The organism is Streptomyces sp. R33 (genome assembly GCF_041200175.1).
GTDB classification, from domain to species: Bacteria; Actinomycetota; Actinomycetes; order Streptomycetales; family Streptomycetaceae; genus Streptomyces; species Streptomyces katrae_B.
Genome location: NZ_CP165727.1, coordinates 3,703,479 through 3,719,553, shown reverse-complemented (window position 1 = coordinate 3,719,553; position 16,075 = coordinate 3,703,479). Strand labels below are relative to the sequence as shown.

General features: G+C 72.5%; 14 protein-coding genes. 11 read left to right on the top strand and 3 right to left on the bottom strand.

The window, feature by feature from the left end; translation table 11 throughout:
* The first annotated feature begins 50 nt into the window (after positions 1 to 50).
* From AB5J51_RS16835 to sucD, 3 genes are all read left to right on the top strand, one after another.
* Positions 51 to 1,202, top strand: a complete 1,152-nt coding sequence (locus AB5J51_RS16835) for a VWA domain-containing protein (RefSeq protein WP_369777996.1) — start codon at positions 51 to 53, stop codon at positions 1,200 to 1,202.
* A gap of 294 nt (positions 1,203 to 1,496) precedes the next feature.
* Entirely contained in the window at positions 1,497 to 2,675 is a 1,179-nt protein-coding gene (gene sucC / locus AB5J51_RS16830; RefSeq protein ID WP_030290619.1) for an ADP-forming succinate--CoA ligase subunit beta, read from the top strand.
* Positions 2,676 to 2,696: 21 nt separating this feature from the next.
* The gene (gene sucD / locus AB5J51_RS16825) at positions 2,697 to 3,584 is read left to right on the top strand and encodes a succinate--CoA ligase subunit alpha (RefSeq protein ID WP_030290624.1); all 888 of its coding nucleotides are present in this window, start codon (positions 2,697 to 2,699) and stop codon (positions 3,582 to 3,584) included.
* Positions 3,585 to 3,672: 88 nt separating this feature from the next.
* On the opposite strand, the gene AB5J51_RS16820 is transcribed toward sucD, so the two are convergent.
* A complete protein-coding gene (locus tag AB5J51_RS16820) occupies positions 3,673 to 5,217 on the bottom strand; it encodes a helix-turn-helix domain-containing protein (protein WP_369777995.1) in 1,545 nt (514 codons plus the stop codon).
* Between the two features lie 123 nt (positions 5,218 to 5,340).
* Here AB5J51_RS16820 and AB5J51_RS16815 point away from each other — a divergent pair, with 123 nt between their 5' ends.
* Entirely contained in the window at positions 5,341 to 6,954 is a 1,614-nt protein-coding gene (locus AB5J51_RS16815; protein WP_369777994.1) for a DUF6350 family protein, read from the top strand.
* Positions 6,955 to 6,993: 39 nt separating this feature from the next.
* Here AB5J51_RS16815 and AB5J51_RS16810 read toward each other — a convergent pair whose 3' ends face one another.
* The gene (locus AB5J51_RS16810) at positions 6,994 to 7,602 is read right to left on the bottom strand and encodes a hypothetical protein (protein WP_133897125.1); all 609 of its coding nucleotides are present in this window, start codon (positions 7,600 to 7,602) and stop codon (positions 6,994 to 6,996) included.
* 212 nt (positions 7,603 to 7,814) lie between these two features.
* Here AB5J51_RS16810 and purN point away from each other — a divergent pair, with 212 nt between their 5' ends.
* Entirely contained in the window at positions 7,815 to 8,438 is a 624-nt protein-coding gene (purN, locus tag AB5J51_RS16805) for a phosphoribosylglycinamide formyltransferase (RefSeq protein ID WP_030290632.1), read from the top strand.
* A 20-nt stretch (positions 8,439 to 8,458) separates the two neighbouring features.
* Positions 8,459 to 10,024 carry a bifunctional phosphoribosylaminoimidazolecarboxamide formyltransferase/IMP cyclohydrolase gene (purH, locus tag AB5J51_RS16800; protein ID WP_369780269.1) on the top strand — a complete coding sequence of 522 codons (1,566 nt, stop codon included), beginning with the start codon at positions 8,459 to 8,461 and terminating at the stop codon, positions 10,022 to 10,024.
* 135 nt (positions 10,025 to 10,159) lie between these two features.
* Here purH and AB5J51_RS16795 read toward each other — a convergent pair whose 3' ends face one another.
* Complete coding sequence (locus AB5J51_RS16795; RefSeq protein WP_053786381.1) at positions 10,160 to 10,837, bottom strand: hypothetical protein; 678 nt, start codon at positions 10,835 to 10,837, stop codon at positions 10,160 to 10,162.
* 257 nt (positions 10,838 to 11,094) lie between these two features.
* Between AB5J51_RS16795 and AB5J51_RS16790 the strand changes: the two genes are divergently transcribed.
* From AB5J51_RS16790 to AB5J51_RS16770, 5 genes are all read left to right on the top strand, one after another.
* Positions 11,095 to 11,958 carry a bifunctional methylenetetrahydrofolate dehydrogenase/methenyltetrahydrofolate cyclohydrolase gene (locus AB5J51_RS16790; protein WP_136225845.1) on the top strand — a complete coding sequence of 288 codons (864 nt, stop codon included), beginning with the start codon at positions 11,095 to 11,097 and terminating at the stop codon, positions 11,956 to 11,958.
* The gene (locus tag AB5J51_RS16785) at positions 11,948 to 12,499 is read left to right on the top strand and encodes a DUF3017 domain-containing protein (protein ID WP_136225846.1); all 552 of its coding nucleotides are present in this window, start codon (positions 11,948 to 11,950) and stop codon (positions 12,497 to 12,499) included. Before AB5J51_RS16790 ends, AB5J51_RS16785 begins: the two co-directional genes overlap by 11 nt.
* Before the next feature lie 280 nt (positions 12,500 to 12,779).
* On the top strand, positions 12,780 to 13,769 hold the full coding sequence (locus tag AB5J51_RS16780) for a malate dehydrogenase (protein WP_030290642.1): 990 nt from the start codon (positions 12,780 to 12,782) through the stop codon (positions 13,767 to 13,769).
* Between the two features lie 136 nt (positions 13,770 to 13,905).
* On the top strand, positions 13,906 to 15,705 hold the full coding sequence (locus tag AB5J51_RS16775; RefSeq protein WP_136225847.1) for a hypothetical protein: 1,800 nt from the start codon (positions 13,906 to 13,908) through the stop codon (positions 15,703 to 15,705).
* Positions 15,695 to 16,072 carry a hypothetical protein gene (locus AB5J51_RS16770; protein ID WP_053786377.1) on the top strand — a complete coding sequence of 126 codons (378 nt, stop codon included), beginning with the start codon at positions 15,695 to 15,697 and terminating at the stop codon, positions 16,070 to 16,072. Before AB5J51_RS16775 ends, AB5J51_RS16770 begins: the two co-directional genes overlap by 11 nt.
* The last annotated feature ends 3 nt before the right edge of the window (positions 16,073 to 16,075 follow it).

The window sequence follows — 16,075 nt, the reverse complement described above, 5'->3', positions numbered from 1 at the left end:
CAAGTGGGCTCGGCACAGGCCGGTGGGCCTATGAGGAGGGGGACGGTTTGATGACCGGTACCGGGATCTCGGTGGGCGGCGACGGCGTCGAGGCGCGGTTGCGGCGGTGGCGGATGGTGCTCGGAGGGGATGGGGACGGGACCGGGTGGGTGCCTGGCGGGCGGGATGTCGGTATGGATGCCGCGCTGTCGGCGCTGTACGGCGGCGCCGGAAGCGGGGAGCGGAGCGGGGGGCTCGGGGGGTCCGCGCCCCACGTGGCGCGCTGGCTCGGGGACATCCGTACGTACTTCCCCAGCTCCGTCGTCCAGGTCATGCAGCGGGACGCCATCGAGCGGCTCGGCCTCGCCTCGCTCCTCCTCGAGCCCGAGATGCTGGAGGCCGTCGAGCCCGACGTCCATCTCGTCGGAACGCTGCTCTCCCTCAACAAGGCCATGCCCGAGACGACCCGGGAGACGGCCCGCGCCGTCGTCCGCAAGGTGGTCGAGCAGCTCGAGAAGCGGCTCGCGTCCCGCACCCGCGCCACCCTCACCGGCGCCCTCGACCGCTCCGCCCGGACGAGCCGCCCCCGGCACGCGGACATCGACTGGGACCGGACCATCCGGGCGAATCTGAAGAACTACCTGCCGGAGTACAAGACCGTCGTCCCCGAGCGGCTCGTCGGGTACGGGCGCGCCGCCCAGGCGGTGAAGAAGGAGGTGGTCCTCTGCATCGACCAGTCCGGATCGATGGCGGCCTCCGTCGTCCACGCCGCCGTCTTCGGCGCGGTCCTCGCCTCGATGCGGTCGATCGCGACCCGGCTCGTGGTCTTCGACACCGCCGTCGTGGACCTGACGGATCAGCTCGACGATCCGGTCGACGTCCTGTTCGGCACACAGCTCGGCGGCGGCACCGACATCAACCGCGCGCTCGCCTACTGCCAGTCCAGGATCACCCGTCCCGCCGACACCGTCGTGGTCCTGATCAGTGATCTCTACGAGGGCGGCATACGCAACGAGATGCTGGGCCGAGTGGCGGCCATGAAGGCGTCCGGCGTCGAGTTCGTGGCCCTGCTCGCGCTGTCCGACGAGGGCGCTCCCGCCTACGACCGCGAGCACGCCGCGGCCCTTGCGGCCCTGGGCGCCCCGGCCTTCGCCTGCACACCCGACCTGTTCCCCGAGGTGATGGCCGCGGCCCTGGAGAAGCGCCCCCTGCCCATCCCCTGAAACCGCCCGCTCCCCCTCCCCTGAACCGTTCCCGGCCCGCGCCTGCGCACCTGGCGGATCGCACGAATATCCAGCTCAACCGTGAGGGGATCTGTGACAGGTATCACCGCTCAGGTGTGATCTGCGATTTAGGGACCCAGGTCCCACGGGGATAACCTGCGGGACGGACATGCCGCGTCCACGGTCACCGTGTGCGCCTCCCTAGTGACAGCGCCGTCACGTTGCCCTCCGCGGCACGCCCACGCAGACAACCGCGAATCACTGCGAATCTTTGAAGACAAGGGACGGACGCGCGTGGACCTGTTCGAGTACCAGGCGAGGGACCTCTTCGCCAAGCACGGTGTACCGGTGCTGGCCGGTGAAGTCATCGACACGCCTGAGGCGGCTCGCGAGGCCACCGAGCGGCTGGGCGGCAAGTCGGTCGTCAAGGCGCAGGTGAAGGTCGGCGGCCGCGGCAAGGCCGGCGGCGTCAAGCTCGCCGCCACCCCGGACGAGGCCGTCGCCCGCGCGACGGACATCCTGGGCATGGACATCAAGGGCCACACGGTCCACAAGGTGATGATCGCCGAGACCGCTCCCGAGATCCTCGAGGAGTACTACGTCTCGTACCTGCTGGACCGCACCAACCGCACCTTCCTGGCCATGGCCTCGGTCGCGGGCGGCATGGACATCGAGCAGGTCGCCGAGGAGACCCCGGAGAAGCTCGCCAAGGTCCCGGTGAACGCCAACGAGGGCGTGACCATCGAGAAGGCCCGCGAGATCGTCGCGCTGGCGCAGTTCCCGGCCGAGGTCGCGGAGAAGGTCGCCGAGGTCCTCGTGACCCTGTGGGCGACCTTCATCGCCGAGGACGCGCTCCTCGTCGAGGTCAACCCGCTCGCGAAGGTCGCCTCCGGCGACGTCATCGCCCTCGACGGCAAGGTCTCGCTCGACGAGAACGCCGAGTTCCGCCAGCCGGGCCACGAGGAGTTCGTGGACCACGCGGCCGCGAACCCGCTCGAGGCCGCCGCCAAGGCGAAGAACCTCAACTACGTCAAGCTCGACGGTGAGGTCGGCATCATCGGCAACGGCGCGGGTCTCGTCATGAGCACCCTCGACGTCGTCGCGTACGCCGGTGAGAACCACGGCGGCGTCAAGCCCGCCAACTTCCTGGACATCGGCGGTGGCGCCTCCGCCGCCGTCATGGCCAACGGTCTCGAGATCATCCTCGGCGACCCGGACGTCAAGTCCGTCTTCGTCAACGTCTTCGGTGGCATCACCGCCTGCGACGAGGTCGCCAACGGCATCGTCCAGGCGCTGGCCCTGCTGGAGGAGAAGGGCGAGGCGGTCACCAAGCCGCTCGTCGTCCGTCTCGACGGCAACAACGCCGAGCTGGGTCGCAAGATCCTCTCGGACGCCAACCACCCGCTGGTGCAGCGCGTGGACACCATGGACGGCGCGGCCGACAAGGCCGCCGAGCTCGCGGCTGCGAAGTAAGGGCAGAGGTCACAGACTCACATGGCTATCTTCCTCAACAAGGACAGCAAGGTCATCGTCCAGGGCATGACCGGTGCCACGGGCATGAAGCACACCAAGCTGATGCTGGCTGACGGCACCAACATCGTCGGTGGCGTGAACCCGCGCAAGGCCGGCACGACCGTCGACTTCGACGGCACCGAGGTCCCGGTCTTCGGCTCCGTCGCCGAGGCGATGGAGAAGACGGGCGCCAACGTCTCCGTCCTCTTCGTCCCGCCGGCCTTCGCCAAGGCCGCCGTCGTCGAGGCCATCGACGCCGAGATCCCGCTGGCCGTCGTCATCACCGAGGGCATCGCGGTGCACGACTCCGCCGCCTTCTGGGCGTACGCGACCGCCAAGGGCAACAAGACCCGGATCATCGGCCCGAACTGCCCGGGTCTGATCACCCCCGGCCAGTCCAACGCCGGCATCATCCCGGGTGACATCACCAAGCCCGGCAAGATCGGTCTCGTGTCCAAGTCCGGCACGCTGACCTACCAGATGATGTACGAGCTCCGTGACATCGGCTTCACCTCCGCCGTCGGCATCGGTGGCGACCCGGTCATCGGCACCACGCACATCGACGCCCTGGAGGCCTTCGAGGCCGACCCGGAGACCGAGCTCATCGTCATGATCGGCGAGATCGGCGGCGACGCCGAGGAGCGTGCGGCGGACTTCATCGCGAAGAACGTCACCAAGCCGGTCGTCGGCTACGTCGCGGGCTTCACCGCCCCCGAGGGCAAGACCATGGGCCACGCCGGCGCCATCGTCTCCGGCTCCTCCGGCACCGCGCAGGCGAAGAAGGAGGCCCTCGAGGCCGCCGGCGTCAAGGTCGGCAAGACGCCGACCGAGACGGCGAAGCTCGCGCGCGAGATCCTGAACGCCAAGTAGTCGTACGCAACGGCCGACCGGCCGGCTGTACGGGCGTGGCCCGCATCCCCGAGTGGGGTGCGGGCCACGCCCGTTTCCGAGGTGGCCGCTACTCCGGGCTGGGGGCGAGCCGCTCGGGCCTGTGCGCCGGATGGGCGCGCAGCTTTTCGCGCAGCTGCCGGGTCTCGGCGGTGAGCCGCTGGGGGCCGCTGAGCGGGGGGACCCCGGAGACGCTCGCGCCCGGCGCGACGGGGGGCTCGTACTGCCGGGGCGCGGTCACTGTGGTGTACGCGGTCGCGACGGCGATCACGGCGCTCAGGCCCAGGACCGCGCGGGTCAACCGCCTGGCGCGGTGCTCGGCGGCGATGCGTACGACGGCCGCGGGGCGGGGTTCCAGAGGGACGGCCGGCTTGACCGCGCCGAGCCGCTCTCGCAGCAGTGCGGACTGCCTCTCGGGCGGCGCGGCGGCCAGTTCCGGGATCCGGTCGGCGAGGGTGGCGTGCGCGTGCAGGAGGCGGTGGCCGGCGGTGGGGGTGCTGGCCTCGGTCTCGGCGGCGGTGTCGGGGAGGTCGAGGCCGACGCCGTCGTAGAGCAGGACGGTACGGCGGTGGACCGGCGGGAGCGCCAGCATGGCGTCCATCAGGACCCGGTCGGCGGGGGCGGCCGGCGCCTTGTCGGGGTGCTTGTGGGCGCGGCGGAACCGGTGCCAGGGGGACAGGGCGTACTCGTACGCGGCTGCGCGCACCCAGCCGACGGGGTCGGGATCGGTGGCCACCTCGGGCCACCGCGCCCAGGCGTGCTGGAACGCCCGCTCGACGGCCTCCTGGGAGAGCCGGCGGCGGCCGGTGAGCAGGTACACCTGCCGCGTGAGGGCGGGGGCGGCGTACCCGTACAGCGCATCGAACACCTCCCTGGGCCCCAACGGGCCGTCCGCCGCCCCGTCATCCGAGACCTCCGGCTCCCCCTCCGCCCCGGGCCGGGCCCCGGTGTCCCCTCCGGCCGCGTGCCCCTCCGTCCCGTCGGCCGTCTGTCCCGCCCCCTCGGGCTCGGCCGCGGCGTGCAGGTCCCCGGGCTGCCCGGTGGCATCGGCCGGCGCCTGCTCGTGGCCCTCCGGGGCGGTTGCCGTGGCGTCGGCCGGGGGCTGTTCGGGGTGCTGGGCGGAGTCCTCCGGGGTGGTTCCTGACGGGGTGTGGGGCGGGTCCTGCTCCGACGTGGGTACGGGGGCGTCCTGCTCCGGGGACCGGCCGGCCGGGCCCGAGGTCGCCCGGACGGGCGTGCCGATCCCGCGGGCGGTGGCCCGGACGTTGACCCTGGCCTCGTGCCGGGGCATGAACACGGGGAGGTTCGTAGCCTCCTGCTCGGCGGCCGATGACGTGCCGTCATCCGCCGCCGAGCCCGACCCGGTGGGGACGGCGTCCTGCGCCTCCGGGACCGGCGCGGCCGGGGCCGGGGGGTGGAGGGTCGTCAGGAAGCCCACGTACGCCGCGCGTTTGCGGCCCCGGGGGCCCGTGCGGCCCGACTCCCAGGAGCGGACCGTGCCGACTGTGACGCCCACCGCCGTCGCGACGTCCTCGTACGTCAGGCCCGCCGCCTCGCGCAGTCTGCGGCGTTCCTTGGGCGAGGGGAGCCTCGGCTCCTCGACGCTCTCTGTCATGCCACACTCCCCGTGACCTGCCGGCAGCCCTGGGCGTAAAAGTACATAAAACGTATATTGAGCGACACCACGGACATTCGCCTGTTACCCGCCCATAGCGCGTGTCGTTGGCACCATGGCGGGGTGACCCAAGTGACCGAACGCGGCACCCCGTTGCCGACGGCGTTGCCGCCCGCCCCGCGTGCCGCCGGGCGGCGCCGTTCGCCGGCCGCCGCGGCCTGTGTGCTGGGCGGGGCCATGGCCGCCGGGCTGGGGCTCGGCTTCCTCGCCGTGCTCGTCATCGTGCTGTGGATCAGCTCCCCCTACCCCGACAGCGGTCCCGGCGGCGCACTGCACCTGGCCGCCGGGCTCTGGCTGCTCGCCCACGGGACCGAGCTCGTCCGGTACGACACCCTCTCCGGGGTCCCGGCGCCCGTCGGCATGACCCCGCTGCTGCTCGTCGCGCTGCCCGCCCTGCTCATGCGCCGCGCCGCCCGCCTCGGCAGCGCCTCGGGCGACGGCAGCGACGGGGACGAGGTCCTGCCCGCAAGCGCCGTCTTCTCGGCCGTGACCTGCGGATACCTCTCCGTCGGATCGCTGGCCACCGTCTACGCGGCCGGCGGCCCCATGCCCGCCGACCCGCTCAGCGCCGCCTGGCACGTCCCCCTGGTCGCCGTGCTCGCCGCCGCCGGCGGGGTGTGGGCGGCCAAGGGGCGTCCGGTCGGGCCGCTGCCCGAGTGGGTGCCGGGGGGCGTACGGAGGGCCGTCGCACGCCCCCGCTACGCCCTCGCGCTGCGCGCCGGAGCCGCCGGAGCACTGGTCCTCCTGGGCGGCGGCGCGCTGCTCGTCGGGGCTTCGCTCGCCTGGCACGCCGCGGAGGTCCAGGGGTCCTTCCTGGCGCTGACCGGGGTCTGGTCCGGCCGCTTCGCGGTCCTGCTGCTCGCCCTCGCGCTGCTCCCGAACGCCGTGGTGTGGGGCGCGGCCTACGCCCTCGGCCCCGGCTTCGCCCTCGGCGCCGGCGCCACCGCGACCCCGCTCGGTTTCGCCGGATCGCCCGCGCTGCCGAGGTTCCCGCTGCTCGCGGCGCTGCCGCCGGAGGGGCCCGGGACGGTGCTGACCTGTGCGACCGTCGGGGTGCCGCTGCTGGCCGGGCTGGCAGTCGGGTGGTTCGCGGTACGCCGGGCGCGTGAAGTCTCGTACGGGGAAACCGCGCTGACGGCGGCTCTGGGCGCCCTCGTGTGCGCGCTGGTGCTGGCCGGGCTCGCGGCGGCGTCCTCGGGGCCGCTCGGCTCGCGGGGGCTGGCGAGCTTCGGCCCGGTGTGGTGGGAAACCGGCGCGTCGGCCTTCGCGTGGACGCTGCTCCTGGCGGTGCCGGTGGCGGTGGCGGTGCACTCCTGGCGGACCCGGCCCGCCCGGCAGGCGGACGCGAGCGCCATGGAGGGCGAGGACGAGTGGCACGACAGCGGCGTACGGGAGCTGCGCTGGGAGGCCCTGCGGCGCGCCGCGGGCGCCCTGATCCCCGACCTGGCGCAGGACGCGCCCCATGTCCCCGCCGAGCCGGCGCCCGCAGCCCCGCCGCAGGCCGCACCCGTCACATCGTCGCGCCGGTTCACCGTCATGACGGGGCTTCACCTGGACCTGACGCCGGCTCCGGTCCCGGCGGAGCCGGCCGCTGTGCCGGCACCCGAGCCGTCCGCACCCCTCGTACCGCCCGTGACCGGCGCCCGCGTGCTGGCCCGCCGCAAGCCCCCGGCCTGATCCGGGGCGGCCGCTGCGGCCGGACGTCACCGACGGACGCTACTGCTGCACCTTGAGGATCTTGCCCACCATGTTGTCCGGGAGCAGCGTGTTGCACTGCAGCTCCGCCGACTTCGTGAGGGCGTCCTCACGGCAGATGTAGAAGTCCTTGTACGCCAGCTGCAAGCCGTACGAGCTCAGGGCCAGCAGGATCGCCAGCGAGGCCGTGACCAGCCCGCCGATCGCCGCCGTCCGCTGCGGGCGGGCGGCCGGCCCGAGGGCCGCCAGGCCCCCCTGCGCGGCAGGGCCCGCCACGGCGTCGGCCCTCGCGCCCGACGGGGATCCGGCCGCCGGCCTCCCGCGCAGCCCGCTGATGCCCCAGTACAGGGCGAGCGCACCCAGCAGCAGTCCCACCGACGGGATCCCGAAGATCCCGAAGAAGAAGCCCCACATGCCGGCCAGCAGCGCGTACCGGGCGCGCCGCTGGACCGGGTCCGTCGGGTCCCAGCGCACGGGCCCGCTCGGACCGGTGCCGGGGTCCTCCCCGGGGCGGCCGCCATCGCCGTCGCCACCGCTGCGCGGCTGCCACGGCTGGTCGGGCCGGCCTTCCGGGGGAGCCGCGAAGGGGTTGTCGTCGGTGGAGGAGTCGGGCTGGCGGCGATCCGGCATCGAGTGCGTTTCTTCCCCTGTGTCGTGGCCGTATGCGGCTTGTATGCCAGACGCTACCGCCCGCCCGTCCCCCCGTCCCTCGGGGGCTGTCCGGTGTGCCGGTATCGTTGCAGGCGGTCGGCGGCTTCGTAGGGTCCCCCGTATTTCGGGACACCGAAGTTTTGTCTGATCACACAAGATGTATGGAAGCATTCCCGCAGAAAGGGCCTCCCATGGCCGCCTCCCGCCTGGTCGTGCTGGTCTCCGGTTCCGGCACCAACCTCCAGGCCCTGCTCGACGCCATCGATGCCCACCCCGGCGGATCCGAGGGCTTCGGCGCCGAAGTCGTCGCCGTGGGGGCCGACCGCGAGAACATCGTCGGCCTGGAGCGGGCCGAGAAGGCCGGGATCCCCACCTTCGTGTGCCCGGTCAAGGCGTACGCGACCCGTGAGGAGTGGGACGCCGCCCTCACCGAGGCGACCGCCGCCCACGAGCCGGACCTCGTCGTGTCCGCCGGGTTCATGAAGATCGTGGGCGCTTCGTTCATCGGCCGCTTCGGCGGCCGCTTCATCAACACGCACCCCGCCCTCCTCCCGGCCTTCCCGGGCGCCCACGGCGTACGGGACGCCCTCGCCTACGGCGCGAAGGTCACCGGCTGCACGGTCCACTTCGTGGACGCCGGCGTGGACACCGGTCCGATCATCGCCCAGGGTGTGGTCGAGGTCCGGGACGAGGACGACGAAGCCGCTCTGCACGAGCGCATCAAGGAAGTCGAGCGCCAGCTGCTCGTCGACGTCGTGGGGCGCCTGGCCCGGCACGGCTACCGCATTGAGGGACGAAAGGTAACAATCCAGTGACCGCCGTAGAGAGCAGCACCATCTCGTCGAGCTCGTCGAAGCGACCGATCCGGCGCGCGCTCGTCAGTGTCTACGACAAGACGGGACTGGAGGAGCTGGCCCGCGGCCTGCACGAGGCGGGCGTCGCGCTCGTCTCCACCGGCTCCACCGCCTCCAGGATCGCCGCGGCCGGCGTGCCCGTCACCAAGGTCGAGGAGCTCACCGGCTTCCCCGAGTGCCTGGACGGCCGGGTCAAGACCCTGCACCCGCGCGTGCACGCCGGCATCCTCGCCGACCTGCGCCTGGAGGACCACCAGCGCCAGCTCGCCGAGCTCGGCATCGAGCCGTTCGACCTGGTGATCGTCAACCTCTACCCGTTCCGGGAGACCGTCGCCTCGGGCGCCACCCCCGACGAGTGCGTCGAGCAGATCGACATCGGCGGTCCGTCGATGGTCCGCGCCGCCGCCAAGAACCACCCGTCGGTCGCCGTCGTCACCAGCCCCGCCCGGTACGCCGACGTCCTCGCCGCGGCCCGGGGCGGCGGCTTCGACCTCACCGCGCGCAAGCGGCTGGCGGCCGAGGCCTTCCAGCACACCGCCGCGTACGACGTGGCCGTGGCCTCCTGGTTCACGAACGCGTACGCCCCGGAGCCGGAGGCCGTGCTGCCCGAGTTCCTGGCCGGCGCGTGGGACCGCAAGTCCACCCTCCGCTACGGCGAGAACCCCCACCAGGCCGCCGCGCTGTACACCGACGGGCAGCCGGGCGGGCTCGCCAACGCCGAGCAGCTGCACGGCAAGGAGATGTCCTTCAACAACTACGTGGACACCGAGGCCGCCCGCCGCGCCGCGTACGACCACGACGAGCCCTGCGTCGCGATCATCAAGCACGCCAACCCGTGCGGCATCGCCGTCGGCGCCGACGTCGCCGCCGCGCACCGCAAGGCGCACGCCTGCGACCCGCTGTCGGCCTTCGGCGGCGTCATCGCGGTCAACCGCCCGGTGACCGTCGAGCTCGCCGAGCAGGTCGCGGAGATCTTCACCGAGGTCATCGCCGCCCCGGCATACGAGGACGGCGCGGTCGAGATCCTGGCCAAGAAGAAGAACATCCGCGTCCTGAAGGTCGACGGCACCCCGCACCAGCCCGGCGACCTGAAGCCGATCTCCGGCGGCGCGCTGCTCCAGCAGTCCGACCTCTTCCAGGCCGAGGGCGACGACCCGAAGAACTGGACCCTCGCGACCGGCGACGCCCTTTCCCCGGAGGAGCTCGCCGAGCTCACCTTCGCGTGGAAGGCCTGCCGGGCCGTCAAGTCCAACGCGATCCTGCTCGCCAAGGACGGCGCCTCGGTCGGCGTCGGCATGGGCCAGGTCAACCGCGTCGACTCGGCGAAGCTCGCCGTCGAGCGGGCGGGCGCCGAGCGCGCGCAGGGCTCGTACGCCGCCTCCGACGCCTTCTTCCCGTTCCCGGACGGGCTGGAGATCCTGACCGCCGCGGGCATCAAGGCCGTGGTCCAGCCGGGCGGTTCGGTCCGTGACGAGCAGGTCGTCGAGGCGGCGAAGGCGGCCGGCGTGACCATGTACTTCACCGGGACCCGGCACTTCTTCCACTGAGCACCCGTCACCGGACACCGGGCACCGGACACCGAGTACGGCGAAGGCCGCCACCCGCAGTGCTGCGGGTGGCGGCCTTCGCCGTGCTGACGGGGTCTCGTGCCGCGGCTCAGGACCGCGGCTCAGACCGAGGGCTCAGTACTGCGGGCGCCGGAAGTACGCACCGGCGGCCGAGTTGGCCAGGCCGACCAGGACCCAGAGGGCCAGCCCGAACTGGATCAGGGCCAGGAGCAGCGAGAACACGACGGCCCCCGCCGCCGTGTCGCTGCTGAGCGCCACGAAGTTGATGATCAGGCTGATCCCGGAGAAGAGGGTCATCAGCGAGCCGTAGATGATTCCGGAGACCCGGACACCGCCGCGGCCCTTGCCCAGCTTGGCGGCGGTCAGGATCGGCCACAGCGCCAGGGCCAGGGCGAAGATGCCGGCGACGACGATCACGCCGCCCGCGAGCGCGCCCGCGTCGCTCGCCGAGGAGCCGTACTCCGAGGAGCTGGAGCCCGAGAACGCCGAGGCGAACAGCGCCCCGCCGAGGAGGACGGCGATCCCGCCCAGGGCCTGGAGACCACCGACGATGAACAGGATGACGCGGGCGGCCTTCACCCCGCCGGGCATGGGCATCTCGGCGCCCGGGTATCCGCCGGGACCCGCCGGGTATCCCTGGTTCGGGTAGCCCATCGGTGCCTGCTGCGGGTAGGCGTAGCCGCCCTGCGGCGGGACACTGGGCGGTGCCTGCTGCGGGTAGCCGTAGCCGGGCTGGCCCTGCGGGGCCGGCGGCTGCTGCCCGTACGGGTTGTTCGGGTCGCCGAAGCTCATCTTGGGGTGTTCCTCCGTGGAAGTGCGGGGACGCACGGCACGCACGGAGGAAAATACTGCGATTTGCGGTCCGCCCCCCGGCACTGCCCGCGGCACTCTTTCGGTCATCGTGGTCCGATCGGGCCGGAGTTGTCCAGCCGCGGCGCGACCGGCCCGTCACTTGTTGTGCAAGTGCAATGAATGGTTCAAGTCTGTGACGAACCCGCGGCGGCCCCCACGACTGGAACCCGGGGCGTCCCATCCGGGAGGATGGGACCATGACCGCCCAGATTCTCGATGGCAAGGCCACCGCCGCCGCGATCAAGTCCGAACTGACCGCCCGCGTGGCGGAGCTCAAGGCCCGGGGCATCACCCCCGGCCTCGGCACCCTGCTGGTCGGCGACGACCCGGGCAGCCGCTGGTACGTCAACGGCAAGCACAAGGACTGCGCCGAGGTCGGCATCGCGTCCATCCAGCGCGAACTGCCCGCGACGGCCTCCCAGGAGGACATCGAGGCGGTCGTACGGGAACTCAACGCGAACCCGGAGTGCACCGGCTACATCGTCCAACTCCCCCTCCCCAAGGGCATCGACACCAACCGGGTCCTGGAGCTGATGGACCCGGCGAAGGACGCCGACGGCCTGCACCCCATGTCGCTCGGCCGGCTGGTGCTGAACGAGCCGGGCCCGCTGCCCTGCACCCCGTACGGGATCGTCCAGCTGCTGCGCCACCACGGCGTCGAGATCAACGGCGCGCACGTGGTGCTCCTCGGCCGCGGCATCACCGTCGGCCGCTCCATGGGCCTGCTGCTGACCCGCAAGTCGGAGAACGCCACCGTGACCCTGTGCCACACCGGCACCCGCGACCTGCCCGCCCAGCTGCGCCAGGCGGACATCATCGTCGCGGCGGCCGGCGTCCCGCACCTGGTCAAGCCGGAGGACGTGAAGCCCGGCGCGGCCGTCCTGGACGTGGGCGTCAGCCGCGACGAGCACGGCAAGATCGTCGGCGATGTGCACCCGGGCGTCGCCGAGGTGGCCGGCTGGATCTCCCCGAACCCGGGCGGAGTCGGCCCGATGACCCGCGCGCAGCTGCTCGTGAACGTCGTCGAGGCGGCGGAACGGACGTCGACCAGTGCGGGCTGAGCACGAAGCGGAAGCCGGGACCGGCGCCGACTCGGGTACCGGCGCCGAAGCCGGCCCCGGCGCCGCCCCGGGGACCGGCCCCGACACCGGCGCTGACGCCACGTCCGGAGCCGGCCGCGGCGCCGAAGCCGCCGCGGCCGCTGCCGCGGGCACGGAGGCCTCGAAGTCGCGCCGTTTCCCCTCCGTCACAAAGGACACGGCCCGCCCCGAGGGCCACGGCCGCGCCGCGCCCGGGGACGCCCTCGCGGCGCGCCAGTGGCCGATGCTCAGCGTCCTCGGCGCCACCGCGGTCGGACTGCTCCTGACCGCGCTGGGCCACCCCCGGGCCGGCTGCCTGGTGATCGGCGTGGCCCTGATCACGGCCTCCGTGCTGCGGCGCATACTGCCGCAGGTGGGGATGCTCGCGGTGCGCTCCCGCTTCACGGACATGGTCACGTACGGGCTGCTGGGGGTGGCGATCACGCTGCTCGCGCTGGTGATGGAGCCTCATGGGCTCGACATCCCGTTCCTGGAGGATGCGGTGCACTTCACGGTCCGCTGAGGCGCGCGCCGGGGTCCGCGAGGTTTGCGGTGCCTTTCGTGCGCCTGTGCGACACCCGTCCGGCAGCGCCGTATGGCTGAAAAGCGGGGGGAATTCCCGCTCTGCGCCTTCGAACTCCCGGTCCGTGTGCCATGCACCACACGGACCGGGGGATTGGGCCGCTCGAAGGTCGGATAGCCTGACGCCGGATGTCTCTTCACGTCAAGATTCGCAGCGAAGCGGCGTCCGCCAGCACATGGGGCGGGGACGCCCCACCGCCAGCTGTCTAACGGAGAAGGCCATGACCCGCACTCCCGTGAATGTCACCGTCACCGGCGCCGCCGGCCAGATCGGCTACGCGCTGCTCTTCCGCATCGCGTCCGGTCACCTGCTCGGCGCGGACGTGCCGGTCAAGCTCCGCCTCCTGGAGATCCCCCAGGGCATGAAGGCCGCCGAAGGCACCGCCATGGAGCTCGACGACTGCGCCTTCCCGCTGCTGAAGGGCATCGACATCTTCGACGACCCGAACGCGGGCTTCGAGGGTGCGAACGTCGCCCTGCTCGTGGGCGCCCGCCCGCGCACCAAGGGCATGGAGCGCGGTGACCTGCTCTCCGCCAACGGCGGCATCTTCAAGCCGCAGGGCGCCGCGATCAACGCGCACGCCGCGGACGACATCAAGGTCCTGGTCGTGGGCAACCCGGCCAACACCAACGCGCTCATCGCGCAGGCCGCCGCCCCGGACGTACCGGCCGAGCGCTTCACCGCGATGACCCGCCTGGACCACAACCGCGCGATCTCGCAGCTCGCCAAGAAGACCGGCGCCGACGTCACCGACATCAAGCGCCTGACCATCTGGGGCAACCACTCGGCCACCCAGTACCCGGACATCTTCCACGCGGAGATCGCCGGCAAGAACGCCGCCGAGGTCGTCAGCGACGAGCTGTGGCTCGCCGACACCTTCATCCCGACCGTCGCCAAGCGCGGCGCCGCGATCATCGAGGCCCGTGGCGCGTCCTCGGCCGCCTCGGCCGCCAACGCCGCCATCGACCACGTCCACACGTGGGTCAACGGCACCGCCGCGGGCGACTGGACCTCCATGGGCATCCCGTCGGACGGCTCCTACGGCGTCCCGGAGGGCCTGATCTCCTCCTTCCCCGTCACCTGCAAGGACGGCAAGTACGAGATCGTCCAGGGCCTGGACATCAACGAGTTCTCCCGTACGCGCATCGACGCGTCCGTGGCGGAGCTCGTCGAGGAGCGCGACGCGGTCCGCGAGCTCGGCCTGATCTGATCGCCCGTACGGAGCAGGCGCGTCACCTGATCGCCTGAGCGGTACGAACGCCCTTGCGCCCCGGCCAAACACGGCCGGGGCGCTTTGGCGTGAAGTGGCCTGTCGGGTGCCTGTAGGGGGAAAATAAGGTCAGCCGGTGACCGACCATCTGATTCCCCCTCAGTCGGGCAGGGACGTCCCGGCAGACCCGCGCAACGGCCGCCCGCCGGTGCACCCCTCCGTCAGTGAGGCCGGCCGCCTCCTGTGCGCGGGAACCTACCTCGACCCCTCGTACCGCGCTCGGGTGATCGACGAGCTGTACGTCCACGAGGAGCGGATCGCCGCCCCGTCCTACGGCTTCGACGCCACCCGGGTCCTGGCCCACGCGCTCCGCGCCCGCCGCGTCGAGCTCGCCTGGGCAGGCGGGATACTCGGCGCGTGGTTCGTGGGAGCCCTGCTGACCCGTGTGCTGGGGCTGTTGTTCACCCCGTTCCTGCTGCTGAGCTTCGCCAACTGGCTCCGCGGCCGGCGCCACCCCCTGGTGCGCTTCTCGGGCACGCTGCTGCGGATCTTCACCTGGCTGATGCTGGTCCTCCTCGTCTCCTTCTTCTGGACGGCCGTGTCCGACGACTCCGCGGACGGTGAGTTCGCCCGGCTCCTCCTGGGCGTCGGCTCCGGCAGCCCCGGCGGTTCGGGCGGCCGGGGCGGGTACGACTACGACGGCGGCTTCAGCGGTTCGGGCGGGTTCGACGGCTCCGGCCGCGCCGCCGGCGGATCCGACGACTCCGTGCCCTTCACCCTGTGGCTGGCCCCTTTCGTGTACGCCGCCATCGTCTTCCTGGTGATGCTCCAGCGCGGATACGGCGCTCGCATCGTCTCCACCGACCTCGCCCCGCGCCGGTACGCCGACCCGTCCGCCGATCCCAGGACGCAGAACCCCCGCTTCGCCCGGGTCCGCGACCGCATCAAACGCGAACAGCACGCGCACATGGTCATGTACGACATCAACGGCCCGTTCACGGGGGCCGGGGAGCCGTACCGGCCCTGGCAGCTCTCCGTGGAACTGCGCCCGCGCGACGACCTCGGCCCCGACCGCAAGCCGCAGCCCGTCACCAACGCCGACATCGTGCGGCGCATCGTGCCGCTCCTGCTGGCCCTGCGCGTCCCGTCCCCGCACGGCTCCGCGCAGGCCCAGGCCGCAGTACTGGACCGGCTGCGCGAGCTGGTCGTCGACGAGTGCGTGTTTCTGCCGGCCCGCGGCCTTCCGCACCGGGACCAGGCCCCGGTGTCGGCGCAGCAGTTCGCCGACCACCGCCTCGAGGCCATAGAGGAGGGCGGGGAGCGGCGCAGGCACTTCCTGCGCGTGCGGGTCGGCGGCTGGGACGAGGACCTCGTCGTCACCGTCTTCGTACGGGTCCACACCCAGGGCGGGATGCTGATGCTGGAGGTCGCCCCCCACGTGCTGCTGCCCGTACGGACCACCTTCCAGAACGCCGAAGCGGACGCCGTCCGCTTCCTGAACAACTCCTGGTACGGCAAGGCCGCCGCGGCCCTCGTCGCCACCCCAGGCTCGCTCGGGGGCTCCTTCGCCACCCTGGGCCGGGGGATCGCCGGCTGGTGGCGGATCGTCACCGGCGGCCATGGCGGGGCCCGTCCCGAGGGGCCGCGGCTGTCGGTGCGGGAGATCGCCGCGCAGGGGGACGGCTCGCTCTTCCACCTCATGGACCTCGACCGGTACCTCAAGACCATTCAGGACCGGGTGGTCGGCGGGGTCACCGTCGCCCTGCACGAAGCGGGCTGGCACACAGCGGAATTCGCGCAGCGCGCGATCCACGTCGCCGATGGCGGCACCTTCATCCAGTCGGTGAGCAACAGCGCCTTCAGCGTCGGCGGCACCGACAACAAGAACACCGCGGGGAGCGGTACGGGCAGCAAGGGGAGCAGCGGTGGGAAGTAACGGCGAAGAGAGCGCGGTCCGGTTCGGCGACGTCACCGGCAGCGCCTTCAGCATCGGCGGAAGCAACAACAGGAACACCGTCCAGCAGGCCGGCGGCAGGGACGACGACGGCGTGCCCGGCGCGGCGGAGCTGCTGAAGGCCGTACGGGCACTGCGCGCCGAACTCGTGCAGATGCCCCGCAGCACCGGACGGGTGGAACTGGACGCGGAGCTGGAGGAGGCGGCCGACCAGCTGGAGGAGGCCGAGGAGATCCGGCCGGGGCTCGCCGCGCGGCTGCGCGGGGCGCTGGAGCGGTGGGCTCCGCTGGTGGAGTCGGTGAGCGCGGCCACGGCGCTGGGCGGGCTGCTCGCCTCGCTGGGAGGCTGAGCG